General features: G+C 69.9%; 18 protein-coding genes and 2 pseudogenes. 13 read left to right on the top strand and 7 right to left on the bottom strand.

Going from position 1 to position 20,457, the window contains the following annotated elements:
* The first annotated feature begins 72 nt into the window (after nucleotides 1-72).
* Both ACH4D5_RS31865 and ACH4D5_RS31860 read left to right on the top strand, forming a co-directional pair.
* Nucleotides 73-1,275, top strand: a complete 1,203-nt coding sequence (locus ACH4D5_RS31865) for a cytochrome P450 (RefSeq protein ID WP_398309176.1) — start codon at nucleotides 73-75, stop codon at nucleotides 1,273-1,275.
* Nucleotides 1,276-1,399: 124 nt separating this feature from the next.
* A complete protein-coding gene (locus ACH4D5_RS31860) occupies nucleotides 1,400-1,825 on the top strand; it encodes a PaaI family thioesterase (protein ID WP_398309688.1) in 426 nt (141 codons plus the stop codon).
* Nucleotides 1,826-1,840: 15 nt separating this feature from the next.
* Here ACH4D5_RS31860 and ACH4D5_RS31855 read toward each other — a convergent pair whose 3' ends face one another.
* On the bottom strand, nucleotides 1,841-2,881 hold the full coding sequence (locus ACH4D5_RS31855; protein WP_398309173.1) for a Gfo/Idh/MocA family oxidoreductase: 1,041 nt from the start codon (nucleotides 2,879-2,881) through the stop codon (nucleotides 1,841-1,843).
* A 100-nt stretch (nucleotides 2,882-2,981) separates the two neighbouring features.
* On the opposite strand from ACH4D5_RS31855, the gene ACH4D5_RS31850 reads away from it, so the two are divergent.
* The 8 genes from ACH4D5_RS31850 to ACH4D5_RS31815 all read left to right on the top strand — a co-directional run bounded on the left by ACH4D5_RS31850 (nucleotide 2,982) and on the right by ACH4D5_RS31815 (nucleotide 11,273).
* Nucleotides 2,982-3,773, top strand: a complete 792-nt coding sequence (locus tag ACH4D5_RS31850) for a GntR family transcriptional regulator (protein ID WP_398309170.1) — start codon at nucleotides 2,982-2,984, stop codon at nucleotides 3,771-3,773.
* A gap of 139 nt (nucleotides 3,774-3,912) precedes the next feature.
* Entirely contained in the window at nucleotides 3,913-4,914 is a 1,002-nt protein-coding gene (locus ACH4D5_RS31845; protein WP_398309685.1) for a sugar ABC transporter substrate-binding protein, read from the top strand.
* 125 nt (nucleotides 4,915-5,039) lie between these two features.
* Nucleotides 5,040-6,029 (top strand): sugar ABC transporter substrate-binding protein, encoded by a 990-nt coding sequence (locus tag ACH4D5_RS31840; protein WP_398309682.1) that lies wholly within the window; start codon nucleotides 5,040-5,042, stop codon nucleotides 6,027-6,029.
* Nucleotides 6,026-7,081 (top strand): ABC transporter permease, encoded by a 1,056-nt coding sequence (locus tag ACH4D5_RS31835; protein ID WP_398309168.1) that lies wholly within the window; start codon nucleotides 6,026-6,028, stop codon nucleotides 7,079-7,081. The genes ACH4D5_RS31840 and ACH4D5_RS31835 overlap by 4 nt, the downstream gene beginning before the upstream one ends.
* Nucleotides 7,082-7,086: 5 nt before the next feature.
* Entirely contained in the window at nucleotides 7,087-7,908 is an 822-nt protein-coding gene (locus ACH4D5_RS31830) for an ATP-binding cassette domain-containing protein (protein WP_398309679.1), read from the top strand.
* A 227-nt stretch (nucleotides 7,909-8,135) separates the two neighbouring features.
* Nucleotides 8,136-9,293, top strand: coding sequence for an ROK family glucokinase (locus tag ACH4D5_RS31825; protein ID WP_398309165.1), 1,158 nt, complete (start codon nucleotides 8,136-8,138; stop codon nucleotides 9,291-9,293).
* Complete coding sequence (locus tag ACH4D5_RS31820) at nucleotides 9,294-9,902, top strand: sugar kinase (protein WP_398309162.1); 609 nt, start codon at nucleotides 9,294-9,296, stop codon at nucleotides 9,900-9,902. It abuts the gene before it with no gap.
* Between the two features lie 72 nt (nucleotides 9,903-9,974).
* The gene (locus ACH4D5_RS31815) at nucleotides 9,975-11,273 is read left to right on the top strand and encodes a sulfite oxidase (protein ID WP_398309159.1); all 1,299 of its coding nucleotides are present in this window, start codon (nucleotides 9,975-9,977) and stop codon (nucleotides 11,271-11,273) included.
* A gap of 27 nt (nucleotides 11,274-11,300) precedes the next feature.
* On the opposite strand, the gene ACH4D5_RS31810 is transcribed toward ACH4D5_RS31815, so the two are convergent.
* Nucleotides 11,301-12,317 carry an ornithine cyclodeaminase family protein gene (locus ACH4D5_RS31810; protein WP_398309156.1) on the bottom strand — a complete coding sequence of 339 codons (1,017 nt, stop codon included), beginning with the start codon at nucleotides 12,315-12,317 and terminating at the stop codon, nucleotides 11,301-11,303.
* A 152-nt stretch (nucleotides 12,318-12,469) separates the two neighbouring features.
* Here ACH4D5_RS31810 and ACH4D5_RS31805 point away from each other — a divergent pair, with 152 nt between their 5' ends.
* Nucleotides 12,470-14,296 carry a thiamine pyrophosphate-dependent enzyme gene (locus ACH4D5_RS31805; protein WP_398309153.1) on the top strand — a complete coding sequence of 609 codons (1,827 nt, stop codon included), beginning with the start codon at nucleotides 12,470-12,472 and terminating at the stop codon, nucleotides 14,294-14,296.
* Nucleotides 14,297-14,967: 671 nt separating this feature from the next.
* Here the strand turns inward: ACH4D5_RS31805 and ACH4D5_RS31800 are convergent.
* Both ACH4D5_RS31800 and ACH4D5_RS31795 read right to left on the bottom strand, forming a co-directional pair.
* A complete protein-coding gene (locus tag ACH4D5_RS31800; RefSeq protein WP_398309151.1) occupies nucleotides 14,968-16,104 on the bottom strand; it encodes a hypothetical protein in 1,137 nt (378 codons plus the stop codon).
* Between the two features lie 213 nt (nucleotides 16,105-16,317).
* Entirely contained in the window at nucleotides 16,318-16,947 is a 630-nt protein-coding gene (locus ACH4D5_RS31795) for a class I SAM-dependent methyltransferase (RefSeq protein WP_398309148.1), read from the bottom strand.
* 36 nt (nucleotides 16,948-16,983) lie between these two features.
* On the opposite strand from ACH4D5_RS31795, the pseudogene ACH4D5_RS31790 reads away from it, so the two are divergent.
* Both ACH4D5_RS31790 and ACH4D5_RS31785 read left to right on the top strand, forming a co-directional pair.
* Nucleotides 16,984-17,896 (top strand): annotated as a pseudogene (locus tag ACH4D5_RS31790) (IS5 family transposase).
* Nucleotides 17,897-18,277: pseudogene (locus ACH4D5_RS31785) on the top strand (methionine--tRNA ligase); the annotation flags it as partial.
* Between the two features lie 255 nt (nucleotides 18,278-18,532).
* On the opposite strand, the gene ACH4D5_RS31780 reads toward ACH4D5_RS31785, so the two are convergent.
* From ACH4D5_RS31780 to ACH4D5_RS31770, 3 genes are read right to left on the bottom strand one after another with little or no spacing between them, the layout of a single operon-like run.
* The gene (locus ACH4D5_RS31780) at nucleotides 18,533-19,012 is read right to left on the bottom strand and encodes a hypothetical protein (protein WP_398309145.1); all 480 of its coding nucleotides are present in this window, start codon (nucleotides 19,010-19,012) and stop codon (nucleotides 18,533-18,535) included.
* 10 nt (nucleotides 19,013-19,022) lie between these two features.
* Complete coding sequence (locus tag ACH4D5_RS31775; protein WP_398309676.1) at nucleotides 19,023-19,775, bottom strand: RHS repeat domain-containing protein; 753 nt, start codon at nucleotides 19,773-19,775, stop codon at nucleotides 19,023-19,025.
* Complete coding sequence (locus ACH4D5_RS31770; protein ID WP_398309142.1) at nucleotides 19,684-20,394, bottom strand: hypothetical protein; 711 nt, start codon at nucleotides 20,392-20,394, stop codon at nucleotides 19,684-19,686. Before ACH4D5_RS31770 ends, ACH4D5_RS31775 begins: the two co-directional genes overlap by 92 nt.
* Between the last annotated feature and the right edge of the window lie 63 nt (nucleotides 20,395-20,457).

The following is a 20,457-nucleotide window of genomic DNA, read 5'->3' as shown; positions in this document are numbered from 1 at the left end:
CCAGGGCGGGTGAGGGGAACTCACCGCCTCGACCGGTGCGTTGACGACATGGACAACTGGAGGAGACCCCGCATGGCGGACACGATCGACCTGGCGACGTACGGCGAGCGGTTCAGAGAGGACCCGCACCCCGTCTATGCGGAGCTGCGCGCCCTCGGACCCGTCCACCGGGTCCGGCTGCCACCCCCGGAGGACATCGGCGACGCCTATCTGATCGTCGGGTACGACGAGTGCAGGACGGCGCTCACCGACCCCCGTTTCGCCAAGTCCTCCGCCAGCGCGGGCTTCGCGTTCCGCGAGGAGGGGCTGATCGGCACGCATCTGCTGATCGCCGACCCGCCCCACCACACCCGCCTGCGCAAGCTCATCACCCGCGAGTTCACCATGCGCCGGGTCGAGGCCCTGCGCCCCCGCATCCAGGAGATCACCGACGATCTCCTCGACGAGATGCTCCTGCGGGGCGAGACGGCCCGGACCCGCCGCGGCGATCTGCTCGAAGCGCTCGCCTTCCAGCTCCCGATCACCGTCATCTGCGAGCTGTTGGGCGTCCCCGACTTCGACCGGACGGCGTTCCGCCGCCTGTCGAACGGCATCGTGGCGTCGCCGACCCAGGAGGAGGAGGCCGCCGCCTTCGTCGAACTGGCGGGATTCCTGGATGACTTGGTCGAGGCCAAGCGGGCGACGCCCGGCGACGACCTGCTGAGCGCCCTGATCCGCACCACGGGCGAGGAGGACGGCGACCGTCTCTCCCCCGACGAGCTGCGCGCCATGGCCTTCGTGCTGCTGATCGCCGGACACGAGACGACGGTCAACCTGATAGGGAACGCGGTACACGCGCTCTTCACCCACCCCGACCAACTGGCCGCGCTGCGCGCCGACATGTCCCTCCTCGACAACGCCATCGAGGAAGCCCTCCGCTTCGAGGGCCCCCTGGAGTCCGCGACGTACCGCTTCGCCACCGAGGACACGGAGCTGGGCGGCCTCGTCATCCCTGCGGGCTCCGTCGTCCGGGTCGTCCTCGCCGCGGCCGACCGGGACCCCGCCCGCTTCCCCGAGCCGGACCGCTTCGACATCCGCCGGGCCCCGCAGGGCCACGTCGCGTTCGGGTACGGCCTGCACCACTGCCTGGGCGCCCCGCTCGCGCGGATCGAGGGGAAGATCGCGCTCGGCTCGCTCCTGGAGCGCTGCCCGGACTTGGCCCCGGACGGGCCGCCGGGGGAGTGGCTGCCGGGGACTTTGATCAGGGGGATGCGGCGGCTTCCCGTCCGGTGGTAGTAGTTCGGTCATGACCGAACTCGCGTCGCCCGGCCAGCCGGTGCCCGATCACTCGCCGTCCGGCCGGCCGGTGCCCGATCAGTCCGCGCCCGGCCAGCCGGCTTCCGACCCCGTCGACCTCGGCATGGCCCAGAAGGTGCTGGACGCCCAGCCGTTCAGCCGCCTCGTCCGGGCCCGTGTCACGCGGTTCGGCGAGGGCGCGGCCACCCTGGAGATCGGCATCCGCGAGGAACTGCACCAGCAGAACGGCTTCGTGCACGGCGGCGTCCTCGCCTACGCGGCGGACAACAGCATCACGTTCGCCGCCGGCACCACCCTGGGCCCCGCCGTGCTGACCTCGGGCTTCTCCATCCAGTACGTACGTCCCGCGACCGGCGCCAAGCTCGTCGCCCGCGCCGTCGTGGTCCACTCCGGCCGCCGCCAGGCCGTGGTCCGCTGTGAACTGTTCACCGTCGGCGACAAAGGCGGCGAGGCCGGTGAGGGAAGCGAGGGCGAGGGCGGCGAGACGCTGTGCGCGATCGCCCAGGGCACGGTGCTCTCCACGGCCTGACCGGCGCGCGCGAACTCACGCCCCGTACGACTCAGTGATCTCCGTGATCTCAGTGGTCTCCCTGATCTCGGCCAGCCGCACCGGCCGCCGCTCCCGTCGCGAGCGCTCGCACGCCTCGGCGATCCGCAGGGCGTGCAGCGCCTCGCGGCCGTCGCAGGGGTTCGCCCGCTCGCCGCGCACGACCTCGACGAAGGCGGCGAGTTCCGCCTCGTACGCGGGCGCGAAGCGCTCCAGGAAACCGGGCCAGGGCTTGTCCGGAGCGGGCGGGCCCGCAGGTTCCGCCGAGGTGAGGGGCGTGCGCTCGTCCATGCCGACCGCCAACTGGTCGCGCTCCCCGGCCAGTTCGATGCGTACGTCGTAACCCGCGCCGTTGCACCGGGTCGCGGTGGCCGTGGCGAGCGTGCCGTCGTCCAGGGTGAGCACCGCGGCCGCAGTGTCGACGTCACCGGCCTCGCGGAACATCGCGGGGCCCCTGTCGGAACCTGTCGCGTACACCTCCGTGACCTCGCGGCCGGTCACCCATCGCAGGATGTCGAAGTCGTGCACCAGACAGTCGCGGTAGAGGCCGCCGGAGAGCGGCAGATACGCGGCCGGGGGCGGGCACGGGTCCGAGGTGATCGCCCGCACGGTGTGCAGCCGCCCGAGCCGTCCCGCGCGCACCGCCTCGCGGGCCGCCGCGTACCCCGCGTCGAAGCGCCGCTGGAAGCCGAGCTGCAGCTCCGTGCCCGCGGCCTCGACCTCGGCGAGGGCGGCCAGCGTGCCCGGCAGGTCGAGGGCGATGGGCTTCTCGCAGAACACCGGGAGGCCGGCCCGCGCCGCTCTGCCGATGAGCTCGGCGTGCGCCGCCGTCGCCGCCGTGATCACCACTGCGTCCACCCCGGCGGCGAAGACCTCGTCCACCGAAGCCACCGCCGTCGCCCCGGTCCGCGCCGCGAGGTCGGCCGCCCTCGCGGCGTCCACGTCGGCGATCACCAGGGATGTCACCTCGGGGTGGCGGCTCAGGGCGGCCGAGTGAAAGGTGCCGATGCGGCCCGTTCCGATCAGTCCGATGCGCATGGCCCCACCCTCGCGACGCCGGACCCTCCTGTCAATAGTTTGTCCGGACAACAGAACTTAAGAACTTCCCGTCATCATCTCCTGGGACTACGCTCGCCCCGTGTCCAAACCAGTCGCCAGAACAGCCCAGGACAAGCCGGTCCAGGACCCCACGGTCGACCTCCGGCTCGGCGTCGACCGCAGCAGCCCCGTCCCGCTCTACTTCCAGCTGGCCCAGCAGCTGGAAGCGGCGATCGAGCGCGGCGCCCTGACCCCGGGCAGCCTCCTCGGCAACGAGATCGAGCTCGCAGGCCGCCTCGGCCTGTCCCGGCCCACCGTCCGCCAGGCCATCCAGTCCCTCGTCGACAAGGGCCTGCTCGTCCGGCGCCGCGGCGTCGGCACCCAGGTCGTGCACAGCCAGGTCAAGCGCCCCCTGGAGCTCAGCAGCCTCTACGACGACCTGGAGGCCGCGGGCCAGCGCCCCGAGACCCGCGTCCTGCGCAACGCCCTGGAGCCCGCCTCCGCCGAGGTCGCCGCCGCGCTGGGCGTCGCCGAGGGCGACGAGGTGCACGTCGTCGAGCGGCTCCGCCTCGCCCACGGCGAACCCATGGCCCACCTGCGCAACCACCTGCCCACCGGCCTCCTCGACCTCGACAGCACGCGCCTGGAGGCCACCGGCCTCTACCGCCTCATGCGTGCCGCGGGCCACACCCTGCACAGCGCGCGCCAGTCCGTCGGCGCCCGCGCCGCCACCGCGGAGGAGGCCGGACTGCTCGCCGAGCCGGCCGGTGCCCCGCTCCTCACGATGCGCCGCACCACCTTCGACGACACGGGCCGCGCGGTCGAGTTCGGCTCCCACGTCTACCGGGCCTCGCGCTACTCCTTCGAGTTCCACCTCCTCGTACGACCGTAGGCGGCTGCCCGACCCGGGCGTAAGAATGTTCTGACAAAGCCATTGACGCTCCCGCGTACGCCCCGCTAGAACTCCCCCAGCCGCACCGAGGCGGCCGGGAGAAGAGGGGTGGTCCACGATGCGCACATCCCGCACGGTCATGCGCACATCCCGTACGGCGAAGGGCGTCACGGCCTGTCTGGCGGTGATCGCGCTCGCGGCCGGCTGCAGCAGTTCCGGCGGCAAGGACGACGAGGACAGGTCCGGGGACGGCGGTGGGGGCGGCAAGGGCGTGAACACGCCCCGCCTGAAGATCGCGATGGTCACGCACTCGGGTGAGGGCGACACCTTCTGGGACATCGTCCGCAGCGGCGCCAAGCAGGCCGCCGCCAAGGACAACGTCGAATTCCTCTACGCCAACGACAAGCAGGCCAAGGGCCAGGCCGAGCTCGTCCAGTCCTTCGTCGACAAGAAGGTCGACGGGCTCGTCGTGACCCTGGCCAAGCCCGAGGCGATGCGCGCCGTGCTCGCCAAGGCGGCGGACGCGGACATCCCGGTCATCACGATCAACTCGGGCGGCGAGTTCTCCGAGCGGTTCGGGGCGCTCAGCCACATCGGCCAGGACGAGTCCGTGGCGGGCGAGGCCGTCGGCGACGAACTGAACACGCGCGGCAAGAAGAAGGCCCTCTGCGTCATCCACGAACAGGGCAACGTCTCCCTCGAACAGCGCTGCGCCGGGGTGAAGAAGACCTTCGACGGCACGGTCGAGAACCTCAACGTCGAGGGCACCGACGCGCCCGGCGCCCAGTCCTCCATCAGCGCCAAGCTCCAGGCCACCGAGGACATCGACGCCGTCGTCACGCTCGGCGCGCCGATCGCCGCGTACTCGGTGAAGGCGAAGGACGAGGCGGGGAGCGAGGCGGAGGTCGACACCTTCGACCTGAACGCCGAGGTCGTCAAGCAGCTCAAGGCCAAGGAGGTCGGCTTCGCCGTCGACCAGCAGCCCTACCTCCAGGGCTACCAGGCCGTCGACCTGCTGTGGCTCTACAAGACCAACGCCAACGTCCTGGGAGGCGGCAAGCCCGTCCTCACCGGACCCGCCGTCGTCACAGGGAAGGATGTGCCGAAGCTGGAGAAGTACACCGCTCGCGGTACCCGATGAACACACGCGTGATCCGCGTGGTCGATACTTGGGCGGCTGGGGCCGGGGATCCGGACCGGCCGCACAGAGCAGTAGAGCAAGAAGGGCACGGCGTCGTGACAAGGGTGAAGACAGGGGTACGCGCGGTGGGCGCCGTGCTGGTGGCGGTGCTCGGCGTGACCGCGGGACTGACCGGATGCAGCAGTACCGGCGGAAAGCGCGCGGAGGACGCCCGCAAGGCGGCGGCGGCCGGCGGCAGGTCGGCGGTGGACACCCCCCGCTGGACCTTCGGCATGGTCACCCACTCGGGCGATGGCGACACCTTCTGGGACATCGTCCAGAGCGGCGCCAAGCAGGCCGCCGTCAAGGACAACATCAATTTCCTGTACGCGCACGACGACGAGGCCCAGCAGCAGGCGCAGCTCGTGGACTCCTACATCGACAAGAAGGTCGACGGGATCATCGTCACGCTGGCCAAGCCCGACGCGATGAAGGGCGCCCTGGCCCGCGCGAAGAAGGCCGGCATCCCGGTGATCACCGTGAACTCCGGCTCCGCGGAGTCCAAGGAGTTCGGCGCCCTCACCCACATCGGGCAGGACGAGACGATCGCGGGCGAGGCCGTCGGCGAGGAGCTCAACAAGCGCGGCAAGAAGAAGGCGCTCTGCATCCTGCACGAGCAGGGCAACGTCGGCCACGAGCAGCGCTGCGAAGGCGCCAAGAAGACCTTCGACGGCAAGCTGCAGAACCTCTACGTGACCGGCACCAACATGCCCGACGTGCAGTCCTCCATCGAGGCCCGCCTCCAGACCGACAAGTCGATCGACGCGGTCGTGACGCTCGGCGCGCCCTTCGCCGACACCGCGGTGAAGGCCGCGGACAGCGCGGGCAGCAAGGCCGAGGTCGACACCTTCGACCTCAACGAGAAGGTCGCCGCCGGCCTCAAGTCCGGCGACCTCGGCTTCGCCGTCGACCAGCAGCCCTACCTCCAGGGCTACCAGGCCGTCGACCTGCTGTGGCTGTACAAGTACAACGCCGACGTCCTCGGCGGCGGCAAGCCCGTCCTCACCGGACCGCAGATCGTCACCAAGGACCAGGCCGACGAGCTGGAGGACTACGCGAAGCGAGGGACCCGATGACCGCGACAGCACCCGCGCCCGCCCCGGACACCAAGACCGACGAGCGGCTCGTGAAGACCTCGCCGCTGAAGAAGCTGATGGGCCGCCCCGAGCTCGGCTCGGTCGTCGGCGCCGTCGCCGTCTTCATCTTCTTCTCGATCGTCGCGGACAGCTTCCTCCAGGCCACCAGCCTCGCGACGGTCCTGTACGCGGCCTCGACCCTCGGCATCATGGCGGTGCCGGTGGCCCTGCTGATGATCGGCGGCGAGTTCGACCTGTCGGCGGGCGTCCTCGTGACGACGTCCGCCCTCGTCTCGTCGATGTTCAGCTACCAGATGACGGCGAACGTCTGGGTCGGTGTCGGCGTCTCGCTGCTCGTCACCCTCTCCATCGGCGTCTTCAACGGCGTGATGCTGACCCGCACGGACCCGCCGAGCTTCATCATCACGCTCGGCACGTTCCTGATGCTGACCGGCATGAACCTCGGCTTCACCAAGCTGATCAGCGGCACGGTCTCCACCAAGTCGATCGCCGACATGGAGGGCTTCTCCTCCGCCAAGGAGGTCTTCGCCTCGACGATCACCATCGGCGGCGTCGACTTCAAGGTCACGATCCTCTGGTGGCTCGCCCTGATCCTGGTCGCCACCTGGATCCTGCTGCGCACCCGCGTCGGCAACTGGATCTTCGCGGTCGGCGGCGGCGAGGACGCGGCCCGCGCGGTCGGCGTCCCGGTCGCCAAGACCAAGATCGGCCTCTACATGGGCGTCGCGTTCGGCGCCTGGATCTCCGGCCAGCACCTGCTGTTCAGCTACGACACCGTGCAGTCCGGCGAGGGCGTGGGCAACGAACTGATCTACATCGTCGCGGCCGTCATCGGCGGCTGCCTCATCACCGGCGGCTACGGCTCCGCGGTCGGCGCGGCCGTCGGCGCGCTGATCTTCGGCATGGTCAGCAAGGGCATCGTGTTCGCCGAGTGGAACTCGGACTGGTTCAAGTTCTTCCTCGGCGTGATGCTGCTCCTGGCGACCCTGCTCAACCACTGGGTCCGCAAGCGCGCGGAGGCGACGAAGTGACCGACATGACCGACCTCAACGACGCCGCGCCGGAGACCGGGGAGCGCACGCCGCTCGTCGAGCTCGACGACGTCAGCAAGTACTACGGCAACATCCGCGCGCTCGAAGGCGTCTCCCTGGAGGTGCACGCGGGGGAGATCTCCTGCGTGCTCGGCGACAACGGCGCGGGCAAGTCCACCCTCATCAAGATCATCGCGGGTCTGCACAAGCACGACGCGGGCACCTTCCGCATCGAGGGCGAGGACACGCGCCTCGGCTCGCCGCGCGAGGCCCTCGACCTCGGCATCGCCACGGTCTACCAGGACCTCGCCGTGGTCCCCCTGATGCCGGTCTGGCGGAACTTCTTCCTCGGCTCCGAGCCGACGAAGGGCACGGGCCCGTTCCGCCGCATGGACGTCGACCTGATGCGCGAGACGACCCGCGCGGAGCTGCTCCGCATGGGCATCGACCTGCGCGACGTGGACCAGCCCATCGGCACGCTCTCCGGTGGTGAGCGCCAGTGCGTGGCGATCGCGCGCGCCGTGTACTTCGGCGCGAAGGTGCTCGTCCTCGACGAGCCGACCGCGGCGCTCGGCGTCAAGCAGTCCGGCGTCGTCCTGAAGTACGTGGCCGCGGCGCGGGACGCGGGCCTCGGCGTGGTCCTGATCACCCACAACCCGCACCACGCGTACCTGGTCGGGGACCGGTTCGTCCTCCTCAAGCGAGGAGTGATGTCCGGCTCCTACACCCGCGACGAGATCTCCCTCGACGACCTCACCCGTGAGATGGCGGGCGGCTCCGAACTGGACGACCTCCGTCACGAACTGGAGGGCCGAGGCCCAGCCTGACGGCTGGGGGCGCGTATTCAGGGGCGCGGGGAACTGCGCGCTCAGCCCAGGAAAAGCCGCAGTCGCATCTGCACGGTTGCCCGGCAGACGCGTCTGCGGCTCTTTCGTGGTTGCGCGCGCAGTTCCCCGCGCCCCTGGGAACCCCGTCCCCGGGCCACCGGTATTCGCCCCCCGCCCCGGGGTCCCCGTTGTGCGCGCCCCCGCGAGGGTGAGGCAGAATCGCCGCAATGAGCACCTACCGCGACCTCGCGCACCGCGGCTCCGCACGAGCCACCGTCCTGCGGACCGTGGGCACGCGCGAACGCCGATCCCATCTGACGGCGCCCCGCGTCAACACCGTCGGCATCGACATCGGCGGCACGAAGGTGATGGCGGGCGTCGTCGACCCCGACGGCAACATCCTGGAGACGCTCCGCACGGAGACCCCGGACAAGTCGAAGAGCCCCCGTGTCGTCGAGGACACGATCATCGAGCTGGTCCTCGACCTCTCCGACCGCCACGACGTGCACGCCGTCGGCATCGGCGCCGCCGGCTGGGTGGACGCGGACCGCAACCGCGTCCTGTTCGCCCCGCACCTGTCCTGGCGCAACGAACCGCTCCGCGACCGCATCTCCGGCCGCCTCGCGGTCCCGGTGATGGTGGACAACGACGCGAACACCGCCGCTTGGGCGGAGTGGCGCTTCGGCGCCGGCCGCGGCGAGGACCACCTCGTCATGATCACCCTCGGCACCGGCATCGGCGGCGCGATCCTGGAGGACGGGCAGGTCAAGCGCGGCAAGTTCGGGGTGGCCGGCGAGTTCGGGCACATGCAGGTCGTCCCCGGCGGCCACCGCTGCCCGTGCGGCAACCGCGGCTGCTGGGAGCAGTACAGCTCCGGCAACGCGCTGGTCCGCGAGGCCCGCGAGCTCGCCGCCGCGGACTCCCCGGTCGCGTACGGCATCATCGAGCGCGTCAAGGGCAACGTCCCCGACATCACGGGCCCCCTCATCACCGAGCTGGCCCGCGAGGGCGACGCCATGTGCGTCGAGCTCCTCCAGGACATCGGCCAGTGGCTCGGCGTCGGCATCGCCAACCTCGCGGCGGCCCTCGACCCGTCCTGCTTCGTGATCGGCGGTGGCGTCAGCGCCGCCGACGACCTCCTGATCGGTCCGGCCCGCGACGCCTTCCGCCGCCATCTGACCGGCCGCGGCTACCGCCCCGAGGCCCGCATCGCCCGCGCCCAGCTCGGCCCCGAGGCCGGCATGGTCGGCGCCGCCGACCTGGCCCGGCTGGTCGCCCGCCGCTTCCGCCGCGCCAACCGGCGCCGAGTGGAGCGCTACGAACGCTACGAGCGCTACGCCGAGGCCCGCCGCACCAACGACCGCACATCCCAGGGAACCCAGTAGATGACCGTGCCCCGCCAGCCCTCGTCCCCGGACAACCCCGGCGCACCCGAGCCGGACCGGGACGGGGGCAAGGCCCGCAAGACCGAGGACCGCGCCCACATGATCCGCCGCCGGTGGCTGACGGCGATCATCATCGTGCTGCTCATCGGCGTCCCCGCCGGCTACCTGGTGATCTCCGCGAACCAGAGCCGCAACAGCGGCCGCGACAAGGAGGACAAGTACTCGGCGACCGGCCTCACCGCGGGCTGGCCCTCCAAGGTGCAGCGCCGCCTGTACGAGGTGCCGGTCCAGCCGTACTCGGACGAGGTCGCCTACTACGAGACGAACAACTGGCGCACCAGCCGCCTCTACGTCCAGTTCCTCACCAGCAACGAAGGCCTGGCCAGGTTCCTCGAGCAGATCGGCACGGTCGAGGGCGCCCTCAAGCCGAACGACATCACCATCAGCAAGCGCGACCAGAAGGTCGTCGGCTGGGAGTTCACGGGACCGGGGCCCTGGTCCGGCCTCACGCACGAGCAGGACGACCCGAAGCCGACGCAGGACGTGGTCGTGGACCGCTCGAACGCGGAGCATCCGATGGTGTACGTGGTGTCGACGACGACGCCCTGAACCAGTTGTCACGCTTGTGAAGATCGGGGCGATCTCCGGTGGGCCGCGCCGCCGCCTCCTACCGTGTGGGCCATGACCAGAATCACGGAATCGGAGTCGGCGTACGACCGGCACAGACTGGGCCAGTGGCTGACGGGGGAGGCCCGCGCCGAAGGGGTGGGGCGCCGCGACATGGTGCGGCTCCTCGCGGCCGCGGGCATCGTCTCGGCGGTGCCGGTCGCCCTGTCGGCGCCCACCGCGGGCGCGGCGAGCGCAGGAAGCGCGGCGCGGCCGGTGCGGGCGGCGGGGGCGGGCATCGTCAAGCCGCTGCCCCCCGAGCTGTTCACGCTCCACGGCACGAACGCGGAGACCCGCTTCGAGGCCCTCGCGGGCACCGGCCTCACCACCCCCGTCTCCCACTTCTTCGTCCGCAACCACACGACGACACCGCGCATCGACGCGGCATCCTGGAAGCTGCGGATCTGGGGCGACGGACTGACGGGCGGGGCACGGCAGTTCACCCTCGCGGAGCTGCGCAGCCTGCCCCCGGTGACCCGCACGGCGTTCGTCGAGTGCGCGGGCAACGCCAGGAACTACTTCAAGACCCAGCAGAACCAGCCCGTGGCCGGCACCCCGTGGGGCACGGGCGCGATCGGCGCGGCCCACTGGCGCGGGGCACGCCTCTCCGACGTCCTGCGCAGGGCCGGCCTCTCCACCCGGGCGGTGGACGTGATGCCGCGCGGCCTCGACGACGAGTACGTCACGTCGAACGGCACGAACTACGGCCGCGTACGCCGCCCCATGCCGATCTCCAAGGCGCTGGACGACGTCCTCCTCGCGTATGAGATGAACGGCGCGCCCCTTCCTCCCGACCACGGGTTCCCGGTCCGCCTGCTCGCCCCGTCCTGGGTGGGCATCTCCTCGATCAAGTGGCTGGGCGACATCGAGGTCTCGACCGTGCCCCTCTACTCGCCCTGGAACACGGACTTCTACCGGCTGTACGGCGACGCGTACCCGTCCGAGGGCAGCGCCCCGCTGACCCGCCAGACCCTCAAGTCGGCCTTCGAACTCCCCTGGAACGCGCGCCTGTCCGCACACACCCGCCACCGGCTCACGGGCCGCGCCTGGTCGGCCGACGGCGCGGTCACCCGGGTCGAGGTCAGCACGGACGGCGGCGCGTCCTGGCGCCGCGCCCGCCTGCACGACACCGGGCGGCGCGGCTCGTGGACCCGCTGGTCGATCCCGTGGACACCCCGCAAGCCCGGCCCCGCCGAACTCCTCTCCCGCGCCACGGACTCCACGGGCCGCACCCAGCCGGAGACCACGGTGCCCAACACGCAGGGGTACCTGTTCGACGCGGTGCTGCGGCACGCGGTGACGGTCGAGGCCTGAGGCGCGCCCCGCGCCCGCCCGAAGCCTTCACCCGGCGGCCGTCCACCTCTCGTACGCGGCGGCCGCCACCGCCAGGTCCTCCCAGGCCATCCCCGCCGACTTGAACAGCCGGGGCCGCCCCTCGGCCGCCCGCACACCGCCGCGGACCAGGTCGTCCAGCGTGTGCAGCCGGGCCGGGTCGAAGGCTCCTTCGGCGGCCGCGAGGACCAGGTCGCCGCACTCCCGCGCCGCCACCTCGCGGGACTCCGCCACCACCGTGGCGCGGCCCACGAGCGCGGCGTCGACCTCGCGAGCGTCCGGCTCGTGGGAGCCGACCGCGGCGACCGTCGCGTGGTCGGGCAGCAGGGCGCTGTCGAACAGGGGCTCGCGGGCCGTGGTGCAGCAGCAGACCACGTCCGCGTCGGCCACCGCCTCCGGCGTCGCCGCGGCCGCCGCGAGACCGGCGGCGCGACAGCGGTCGACGAAGGCCGCCACCCGGCCGGGGTGCCGCGCGACGACGTCGACGTGACGCAGCGCGGGACGCACCGCCCGTACCGCTTCGACGTGCCCCCACGCCTGCGGCCCCGTCCCGAAGACGACCAGCCGGCCGGCCTCCGGAACCGCGAGGTGCCGCACCGCCACCCCGGACAGCGCCGGAGTGCGCAGCGAGGTCAGCGCGATGCCGTCCAGGAGGGCCAGCGGCGTGTGCGTCACCCCGTCCAGGAGGAGGTACATGCCCTGGACGCGGGGCAGGCCGCGGTCCGCGTTGCCAGGGGTGACCGTGGCGATCTTCACGCCGGTGTACGACGCCGTGGCCGACGGCATCATGAGGAGCTGGCCGCCGGGCACGTCCACGACCGCGCGGGCCGACTCCGCGGCCGGATCCAGCCCCGCGGCGAGAACAGCCTCCAGCGCGTCGACCGCGGCGACCATCGGGACGAGACGGCCCACCGCTTCGGCATCGAGGTGGGGCGTGGCGTCGGCGGGTGGTGGTGCGGTGCGGGTGCTGTGTGTGGTGGGTGCCGTCTGTGCGGTGTCTGCAGTGCGTGTGGTGCGTGCGCTCATGGGGCTGTCCCTACCCCTTCCGGTCCCGGGCGACCGGGTGCTTTGCGCCATCGCCCGCTCGGCCGCCACGTCCGGCCCGCGTGCAGATGCCCGCCGCGCGGATCCGCGTGATGCTGACGAGGCATCTGCCCCCGTCGTGAGGAGTCACCGAGGTGTCCGGACAGGATGGCGACCACGCCACGCGCGGTTCGTCGAAGACGACGTCGGATCTGATCGTCGAGCGCCTGCTGGAGTGGGGTGTCGACACGTGCTTCGGGATCTGCGGTGATCAGGTCAACGGGTTCTTCGAGGCCCTGCGGACCCACCCGGAGATGCGGTTCGTCCATGTCCGGCACGAAGAGAACGCGGCGCTGGCCTGTGTGGGGTACGCGAAGTTCACCGGCAGACCGGCCGCCTGCGTCGCCACCGCGGGGCCGGGCGCCGTACATCTGCTCAACGGCCTGTACGACGCGCGCATCGACGGCGCGCCGGTCATCGCCGTCACCGGCCTGTCGTACCACGACACGGTCGGCTCGCACTTCCTGCAGGACCTGCCGTCCGACCGGCTGCTGGAGCAGGCGTGCATGTTCTCGGAGCGGGTCATGGGGCCGGCGCACGCGGTGGTGGCCACCGACCTCGCGGTGCGCAGCGCGTTGATGAATCGCACGCCCTCCCACCTGGCCATCCCCATCGACGTCCAGTCCTTCACGCTGGACCAGGACAGCGTGTCGCCCAAGAACGTGCCGGGTCATGTGTCCACGGCAGCACAGCCTTTCACCGTCGTGCCGCCGACGGAGCAGGTGCGGGCCGCCGCGGACGTGCTCAACGCGTGCGAGCGGGTGGCGATCTGTGCGGGCGCGGGGGCTCGTGGCTCCGGTGACCTGCTGGAGCAGGTCGCCGAGGTGCTCGGCGCACCGATCGTGAAGGCGGGTCTTGGCAAGGACTGCGTCCCCGACGACAGCCCCTACACCACCGGTGGCATGGGTCTGATCGGCACCAGGGCCTCGCATGAGGCGTTCGAAGACTGCGACGGGTTCCTCATCGTCGGCTCCTCCACCCCGTACTACGAGTTCTGGCCCGAGCCAGGGCAGGCGCGCGGAGTGCAGATCGACCTCAACGCGGACCGCATCGGCATGCGTTACCCGGTGGAGGTCGGCCTGGTCGGCCACGCCGGACACGTCCTCGCGGAACTGCTGCCCCTGCTGGCACGCAAGACGGACCGGTCCTTCCTCGAACGCGCCCAGGAGACCACCCGCCGCTGGTGGGACCTGATCGGCGAACAGGCCGCGTCCTCCGGCATCCCGATGCGCCCCCAGGTGGTGACCACGGAGCTGTCCCGAGCCCTGCCCGACCGGGCGATCATCACCGGTGACGCCGGAACCGTCACCGCGTGGGGCGGCCGATTGCGGCTGCGCCGCGGCATGCAGTACTCCTTCTCCGGGACCCTGTGCACCATGGGCGCCGCGCTGCCCTATGCCATCGGCGCCCGGATCGCCCACCCGGACCGGCCGGTGATCGCCTTCACCGGCGACGGATCGATGAGCATGGGCCTGGGAGAGCTCGCGACTCTCGCCCAGTACGACCTGCCCGTCAAGGTCGTCGTCCTGCGCAACAACTCCCTGGCGCTGGAGGTGTGGGAGCAGACCGCACTGCTCGGCAACCCGCAGATGGGCTGCGAACTCCACCCCATCGACTTCGCCGCCGTCGCCCGTGCCTGCGGACTGCGCGCCTTCCGCATCGAGGACCCCGCCGAAGCGGCCGACGTCTTCGCCCAGGCGATGGCCTTCGACGGCCCCTGCCTGATCGAGGCCGTCACCGACCCCTACGAAGCGCCCTTCGGCGAAAGCCTCCAGCCCGCCCACGCACAGCACATCGCGCAAGCCCTCGCAAAGGGAGAACCGGCCGCCTCCGCCATCGCCGCCAACCTCCTCCAGGAAGACCGCGTCGCGATGTCACCGGCGCTTCAGCAACACCACGACGACCTCGCCCCCTACCGCTGATCGGGCCGACTGGGTCCCCTGCGGCCTTCACAGGTCCGTCGCAAGTCCCTCTGTACGATGCTCGGGCGTCGTGCGACCAATGAGTGGTACGTGAAGCCGGACATGGCGGACCTGCTTCCAGCAGCGGAGGCACGGGGAGGTCTCGCGGGGGAGCGTGTGACAGATCGTGACAGATGAAGGTGTGAACCCGTGAGCGAGACCAAGATCAGTACGCTGCAATACCGCTTCGACGGGCCAGAAGACGCTCCGGTCCTGATCCTGGGTGCCTCACTGGGTACCACCTGGCACAGGTGGGCGAAGCCGTCTTATAGCGTCCACGTGGTCCAGATCAGGAGCGTTTGACCGGGTTGGGATCTTCCCGTCCAGGCGTGTCAACGGTGTTGGTGACTCGGACGTGACAGATGTTGCCCCCGTCGGCTCGTTTCGGCGGGGGTCTACCCGTTGTTCCAGGGGGTTGCGGGTCAGGCCCTATCCTCGGATCCCTGCCCCGTCACCCGAGGCAGCCCCGTCGTCTGATCGCCGAGGCGCGCGTATCTGTGGACGCTCCGGCACAGCCACAGAGTGAGGGGCGGCGGTCGTTCATGTTGCGAGATCCTCGCGCTGTACCCGCACCGGGCCGACCGAGATCAGCGCCAACAGTCGACGAATTGCGGACAGCAGTGGCCGATGGCTCAAGGTTCGTGCCTTCTTCGGCACGAGAAGTGCTCGGGTAGTCCTTCCGGGCCTGGAAGACTCGCGGGATGGCCGCAGAAGCGGCAGGGCGGGATCACTTGACCCATCGCGTCGACCGGAACGCTGACGCTCTCGGCTTCCCGCGGGCGGGACTCAAGGACGATCGAGCGGCTGCCACGTTTCTGCTTCGGTTCAGCCCGTACTTCCGAAGCCGACCGGTCTTCGGTGCACCTGTCGTGTCGGTTGCCCTGTCGTATGGATGGCTGGCGCTCCTTGTCGTTCAGGGCAGGCCCGTTCGCCTCGAGGTACCGCTGCCACTGGTGTACGGGGAGCCAACCGTGGTGGCCGCTCTGCTGGAACGGGATCCGCTCACCGGCCGCTGCTTCCACGATGAAGCGGGTGAGGGTCAGGCTGCCTTCGCCTGTGAAGGTGCTTGACTGATGGGCGGGCACCAGGACGCGGTGCCAGCCCCCGCAGTACCCGGTATCTGTGGGGTTCTCCGGGTCGTAGGGCTTCGCGGGGCACCGGGTGAGAGTGCCGTTCGGGCTGCACTGGCCTTCCTCCAGGACGAAGTTGCCGTCCTGGACCGCGATGGGGTTTCTCTGCACGCGGATGACGGAGGCCGGCAGGTTGGGTGTTCGGACGTAGGGAACAGTGCCGATGCCTGCGTGGTCGGGGCCCGCGAAGTCCCAGACCGATTGGATCCCGGCGCGGCGCCGGAACCCCTCCCGCGCACGCATTCCGCGGGCTGTCTGGGTGCTCAGCTGAGGCTCGTAGCCCAGGACGATGCCGTTGGCGCCGTCGATAGGCACATCAAGGCGCGCGTGCCCGTCGGCGGTCTGCGACTCGATGTCGGCGTGGAAGCCGTGATCTTCGGAATCCTTCGCAACACGTTCCTTGCGGGCGAGGTGCTCGTCGGACTCGTGGCTGATGGGCTTGTCTCCGGGTTTCCGGTAGTGGGAGGCAAGCCAAACGCCGTCACGCTGGACGAGGTACATGGGGACACGTCGGCCGCGGAGGTCCCGGCAGTCGGGGCAGATGAGCCCGCGCTTGTCGACGGGGACACGTCCTCGCATGCGCAGGAGCACGTTCAAGAGGTCTTGGCCTTGCGGGACGCCGAGGTCGGAGCGGTCCAAGTCGAGGTTGCGGCCGGCCGGTTCGTAGTAGACGGTTGACCAGGGGCCGCCGGGCCTCGACGATCGCCTTCGGGAACGTCTTCGCCGAGGACGGGCACCAGGGAACCGCCTTCGACTAGCGCCCGTCTGACAATTCCCGTCGGATCAGCGAGCGTCCGCCGAGCCGGCAGTCCGGAGGTGCTCCGACCGTCCGGCGGGTCTTGCCGGGCCGGATCACGAACGGCGGGCCAGCAGGTGGGCGTCGAGGAATCCCCGTTCGGAGCCCGGATCGTGGAGCAGCCGGGCGAAGGGAACGAGCCCGGCAGCGGCCAGCAGTTCGGCGAGGCGGTCCGCCGGCCAGCTGTAGGCAGGCGCCACCTTGTGGTCGAACCAGACCGGCTCCGGTCCGTCGGTCCCGAAGAAGGACACCAGGAGCAGACCACCCGGAGCCAGAACGCGTACCTGCTCGGCGAGCAGCCCCGGCAGTTCCTCCGGAGCGGTGTGGATCATCGAGTAGTGGGCCAGTACACCGCCGAGCACACCGTCCTCGATCGGCAGAGACTCCATCCGCGCCTCCTGGAAGTGCAGCGCCGGATGGGCCCGCCGGGCGTGGTCGACCATGCCGGGGGAGAGATCGAGCCCGAAGGCGTCCAGGCCCAGCTCGTGCAGCATGGCCGTCAGATGCCCGGGCCCGCACCCGACGTCAGCTGCCCGCAGGTTGCCCGTCGCGCGCACCAGTTCGGCGAAGGTGCTGATCATGGCCCGGGCGAACGGTTGTGTCTCCAGCCGGTCTGCGAACAGCGATGCGTACAGCTCGACGACTCCGTCGTAGGCCGCCCTGGTTTCGTCCTGATGATTCGCCACATGCAGGACCCTATAGCCGGTCTGATCATTGATCTTGTGGCAGGTCGAGGTGAGCTGACGGATGCGGCGTGGGAGCGAATAGAGCCCCTGCTGCCGCGGGTGGATGGGCGTGGTCGTCCGTGGCGTGATCACCGGCAGGTGGTCAACGGGGTGCTGTGGCGGCTGCGGACCGGGGCTCCGTGGCGCGATCTGCCCGAGCGGTACGGACCCTGGCAGACCGTCTACGAGCGGTTCGCCCGCTGGGAAGCGGACGGGACCTGGGCGAAGCTGCTGGAACACGTCCAGGTCCGCGACGACGCGGTGGGCCGGGTGGAGTGGACCGTCTCCGTCGACTCCACGATCAACCGAGCGCACCAGCACTCGGCCGGCGCCCGCAAAAAGGGGCCGCAGACGGGGACGAACTGGAAGATCCGGGCCGCTCGCAGGAGCGTCAGGCCCTCGGCCGGTCCCGGGGCGGGCTGACCACCAAGGTCCACCTCGCCGTCGACGGCCGTGGCCTCCCTCTGTCCATCGTGCTCACACCCGGCAACGTCAACGACGCCACCGCCTTCAGCCAGGTCCTCGACAGCATCCGCATTCCGCGCACTGTTACGGGCCGACCTCGCACGACACCGGCGCAGGTGCTGGGCGACAAAGCGTATTCCAGCGGGGCGATACGCCACCTGCTGCGGCGCCGGGGCATCGTTGCCACGATCCCCGAACGCCGCGACCAGATGGCCAACCGCCGGCGACGCGGAACTCACGGCGGTCGCCCACCCGCCTTCGACAAAAACATCTACCGCAACCGCAACGTTGGTCGAACGATGCTTCGCCCGTCTCAAGCAGTTCCGTGCGATCGCGATGAGGTTCGACAAGCTCGCCGATCGCTATCGGGCTGGAATCGTTGTGACAGCTCTGGTCCTGTGGCTCCGCGAGCCCGCCGGGTGATCATTTGTCAGACAGGCCCTAGGCCCTTCAGTTCCGCAAGGCCGCGGCCGCGCTGCGCGCCCTGTGGTCCGCGGGTAACTCCTACCTCGAGGAGAAGGCCCCCTGGCTGGAGATCAAGACCGACAAGGATGGCGCCGCGCTGACCCTGCGCACGGCCATGAACCTCATTCACCTGTACGCGGTCATCTCCGAGCCCTTCATCCCGGCATACGCCAGGGCCATGCGGTCGGCCTTCGTGTTCGAGGGCGACACCGCGACCTGGGTGAGCGCCGATCAGGCCAAGAATCCCAACAGCCTCCCGGCCGGGACCGCGTTCACTGTCCCGCCGGTGCTCTTCGCGAAGATCATGGAAGAGGACCTGGAGTCCTACCGCGAGCGCTTCGGCGGCGCTGAGGGCACCTGAGCGTTCTCTTCGCGTCCCAGTCCCTACTCGTGCCTGTACCGGCCGGGCATTCATCGGGCAGTGCAGGCTACCTGCCACTGCTCCTGGAAGCATGATCCTCTGCTGTGACGACAGGAAGCCGGTCGCCACACATGGCGGTGACACCTCTGCCTCATGCGACTACGGCCCGCCTCCGCGCCGGACCCGCGCGGACAGGAACTGCCGCGGGGCGGCGCTCGATGGCGGGTTGAGTGAGGCGGTTGTTTGCGGCAGGGGCTATTTGTAGTTTTCGTCGCCGACGAGGACGGACGTGAAATACGTGGGAAGCCCGTGCCGGTCGCGCGGCACCTCCTGAGACGTCTCCCGCGTGAAGGCCAGGGTCACTCCCGGAATGAACGGCCGTTCGGGATTGGACGCGTCCACGGTCCAGCCGCGCGCTACGGCTCGTTCCAGGATCTCGTCAGCAGGCGTGGTGAATACATCGTCGCCCTCCAGGAGAACGCGCGTCGTGGACACTCGGCCTTCGCCGGGCCACCACAGTTCGACCGCGGTGACACGCTCGTCCCTCTCCAGTAGTGCCTGGAATCCCACCCTGTCCAGCTCGATGTCGAAATCCATTGAAGGGTCATGGGCGAAGGGGCCGAAGACCCTTGGTGTACCCCAGCCAGACACCGCTTCTACAGCCTCTTCGAGTGTCATGCCCAGCCTCACCGGCGCCACGCCGCGAGGCGGATCCAGCACGAGGTCAATGGCCATGTACGTTCACCTATTTCAGCAGGTCGTAGTCGATCGTCCAGTCACGCTTCGTCAGCATGGCCTGGAACTTGGTGTTGTTCTTGAGGCTAGCCACCATATCTGCGATGTGGCCGTCGTATTTGCTGCCATATCGGCCGCGAATGTCATCGATGCCCATCTTCATGGCTTGATCCCATCGGCCGCTGTCGATCAACTGCCGCTGCGCGGCCCGCCATGCGTCCGCGTGAGGGCCCGAGCCAGTACTCCTGAGAGCGCGGTGGTCGGCGAGATCCATTCTGATCGATGGTCCCATGCCTGCCCCGCCGCTCTTGGTCACCTTAAATCCGGGCTCCCCGAGGTGGGCATATGAGGCTTTAGCGGGGATGTGGTTGATCTCCATGTCGATGCTGGACAGACGGTTTCCGTTGGCATCCTTGAGGTTGGCGGGCTTCAGGCCGCTGTACCATCCCCCGTCCTCTGTGCATCCCTTGGCGATGAGCCCTTCGGGGTCCATCTGGAGGTGTGGATTGGTGACATAGGCGACCGGGTTCGGTCCTGCGTCGAGGCCGAGCGGATCAGGGCTGATGTACCGGGCGGTTTCGGGGTCGTAGTGACGGAAGTAGTTGTAAAAGAGCCCCGTTTCTCCGTCGTCGTACTGCCCTGGGAAGCGGAGAGGCGTGTAGGCGGCGGCGTCACGGTTCCAGGACGTTGCGCCCCACACCGTCGTCCGGCTCTGCCAAGCCACATCCCCTTGTTCGTCGACGAGTTCGCTGGGGGCGCCGATGAGGTCCGTGACGATGGCGAAGAAGCGCGAGTTCGATTTCCGCCCGCGCCTCGGGGTCAAGGCCGGTTCGTCGTTCGAGTTGAGTGAGGGGACGGTAGGCGTCGTAGTCCCAGGTCAGTGTCGTCTGCGTTGCCGTGTCGGTCTGTTCGACCACACGAGGGCCGTCCCAGGTGAAATAGACGGAGTGCAAGATCGAGCGTTCGTCGTCCGTCATGCGGTGCTTGGCCGTGCGGCGCCCCAGCGGATCGTAGGTGTACGTCCACAGGGTCCCGTCGGGGGTGCGGCAGGCAGTCAGCCGGCTTTCCGCGTCCCAGGTGTAGCGCCATGTGTCCGGCTTTCTCGACAGCCGGTTCTTCTGGCGGAGGACGGTGCGTCCTGCCGCGTCGTATTCGCACCGGATCCGGCCGGCGGTGAGCAGCCTGGTTCCCTCATAGGTGCGCTCGCCTCGCCCCTCACGGCGATGGACCTCATCGGGCCATTGCGCCTGGGTCTGGTTGCCCGCGGCGTCGTAGGCGTATTCCTCGGTCCAGTTCTCGGCTGTGACTTGCCGCGGCCTGCCGGTCAGGTCCAGATCGAAGGACGTGCTTGTCCCGAGCAGCCGGTCGGATATGCGTTCCAAGAATCCGTCGGCACGGTAGTCGTAACCGAGGTCTCGCATGATGCGGTCAGGAGTGGCCAGAAC

Origin of the sequence: Streptomyces sp. NPDC018029 (assembly GCF_044327655.1) — a bacterium.
Lineage (GTDB): Bacteria > Actinomycetota > Actinomycetes > Streptomycetales > Streptomycetaceae > Streptomyces.
Note: the sequence above shows the minus strand (reverse complement) of the source record. Positions and strands in the feature narration are given on the sequence as shown.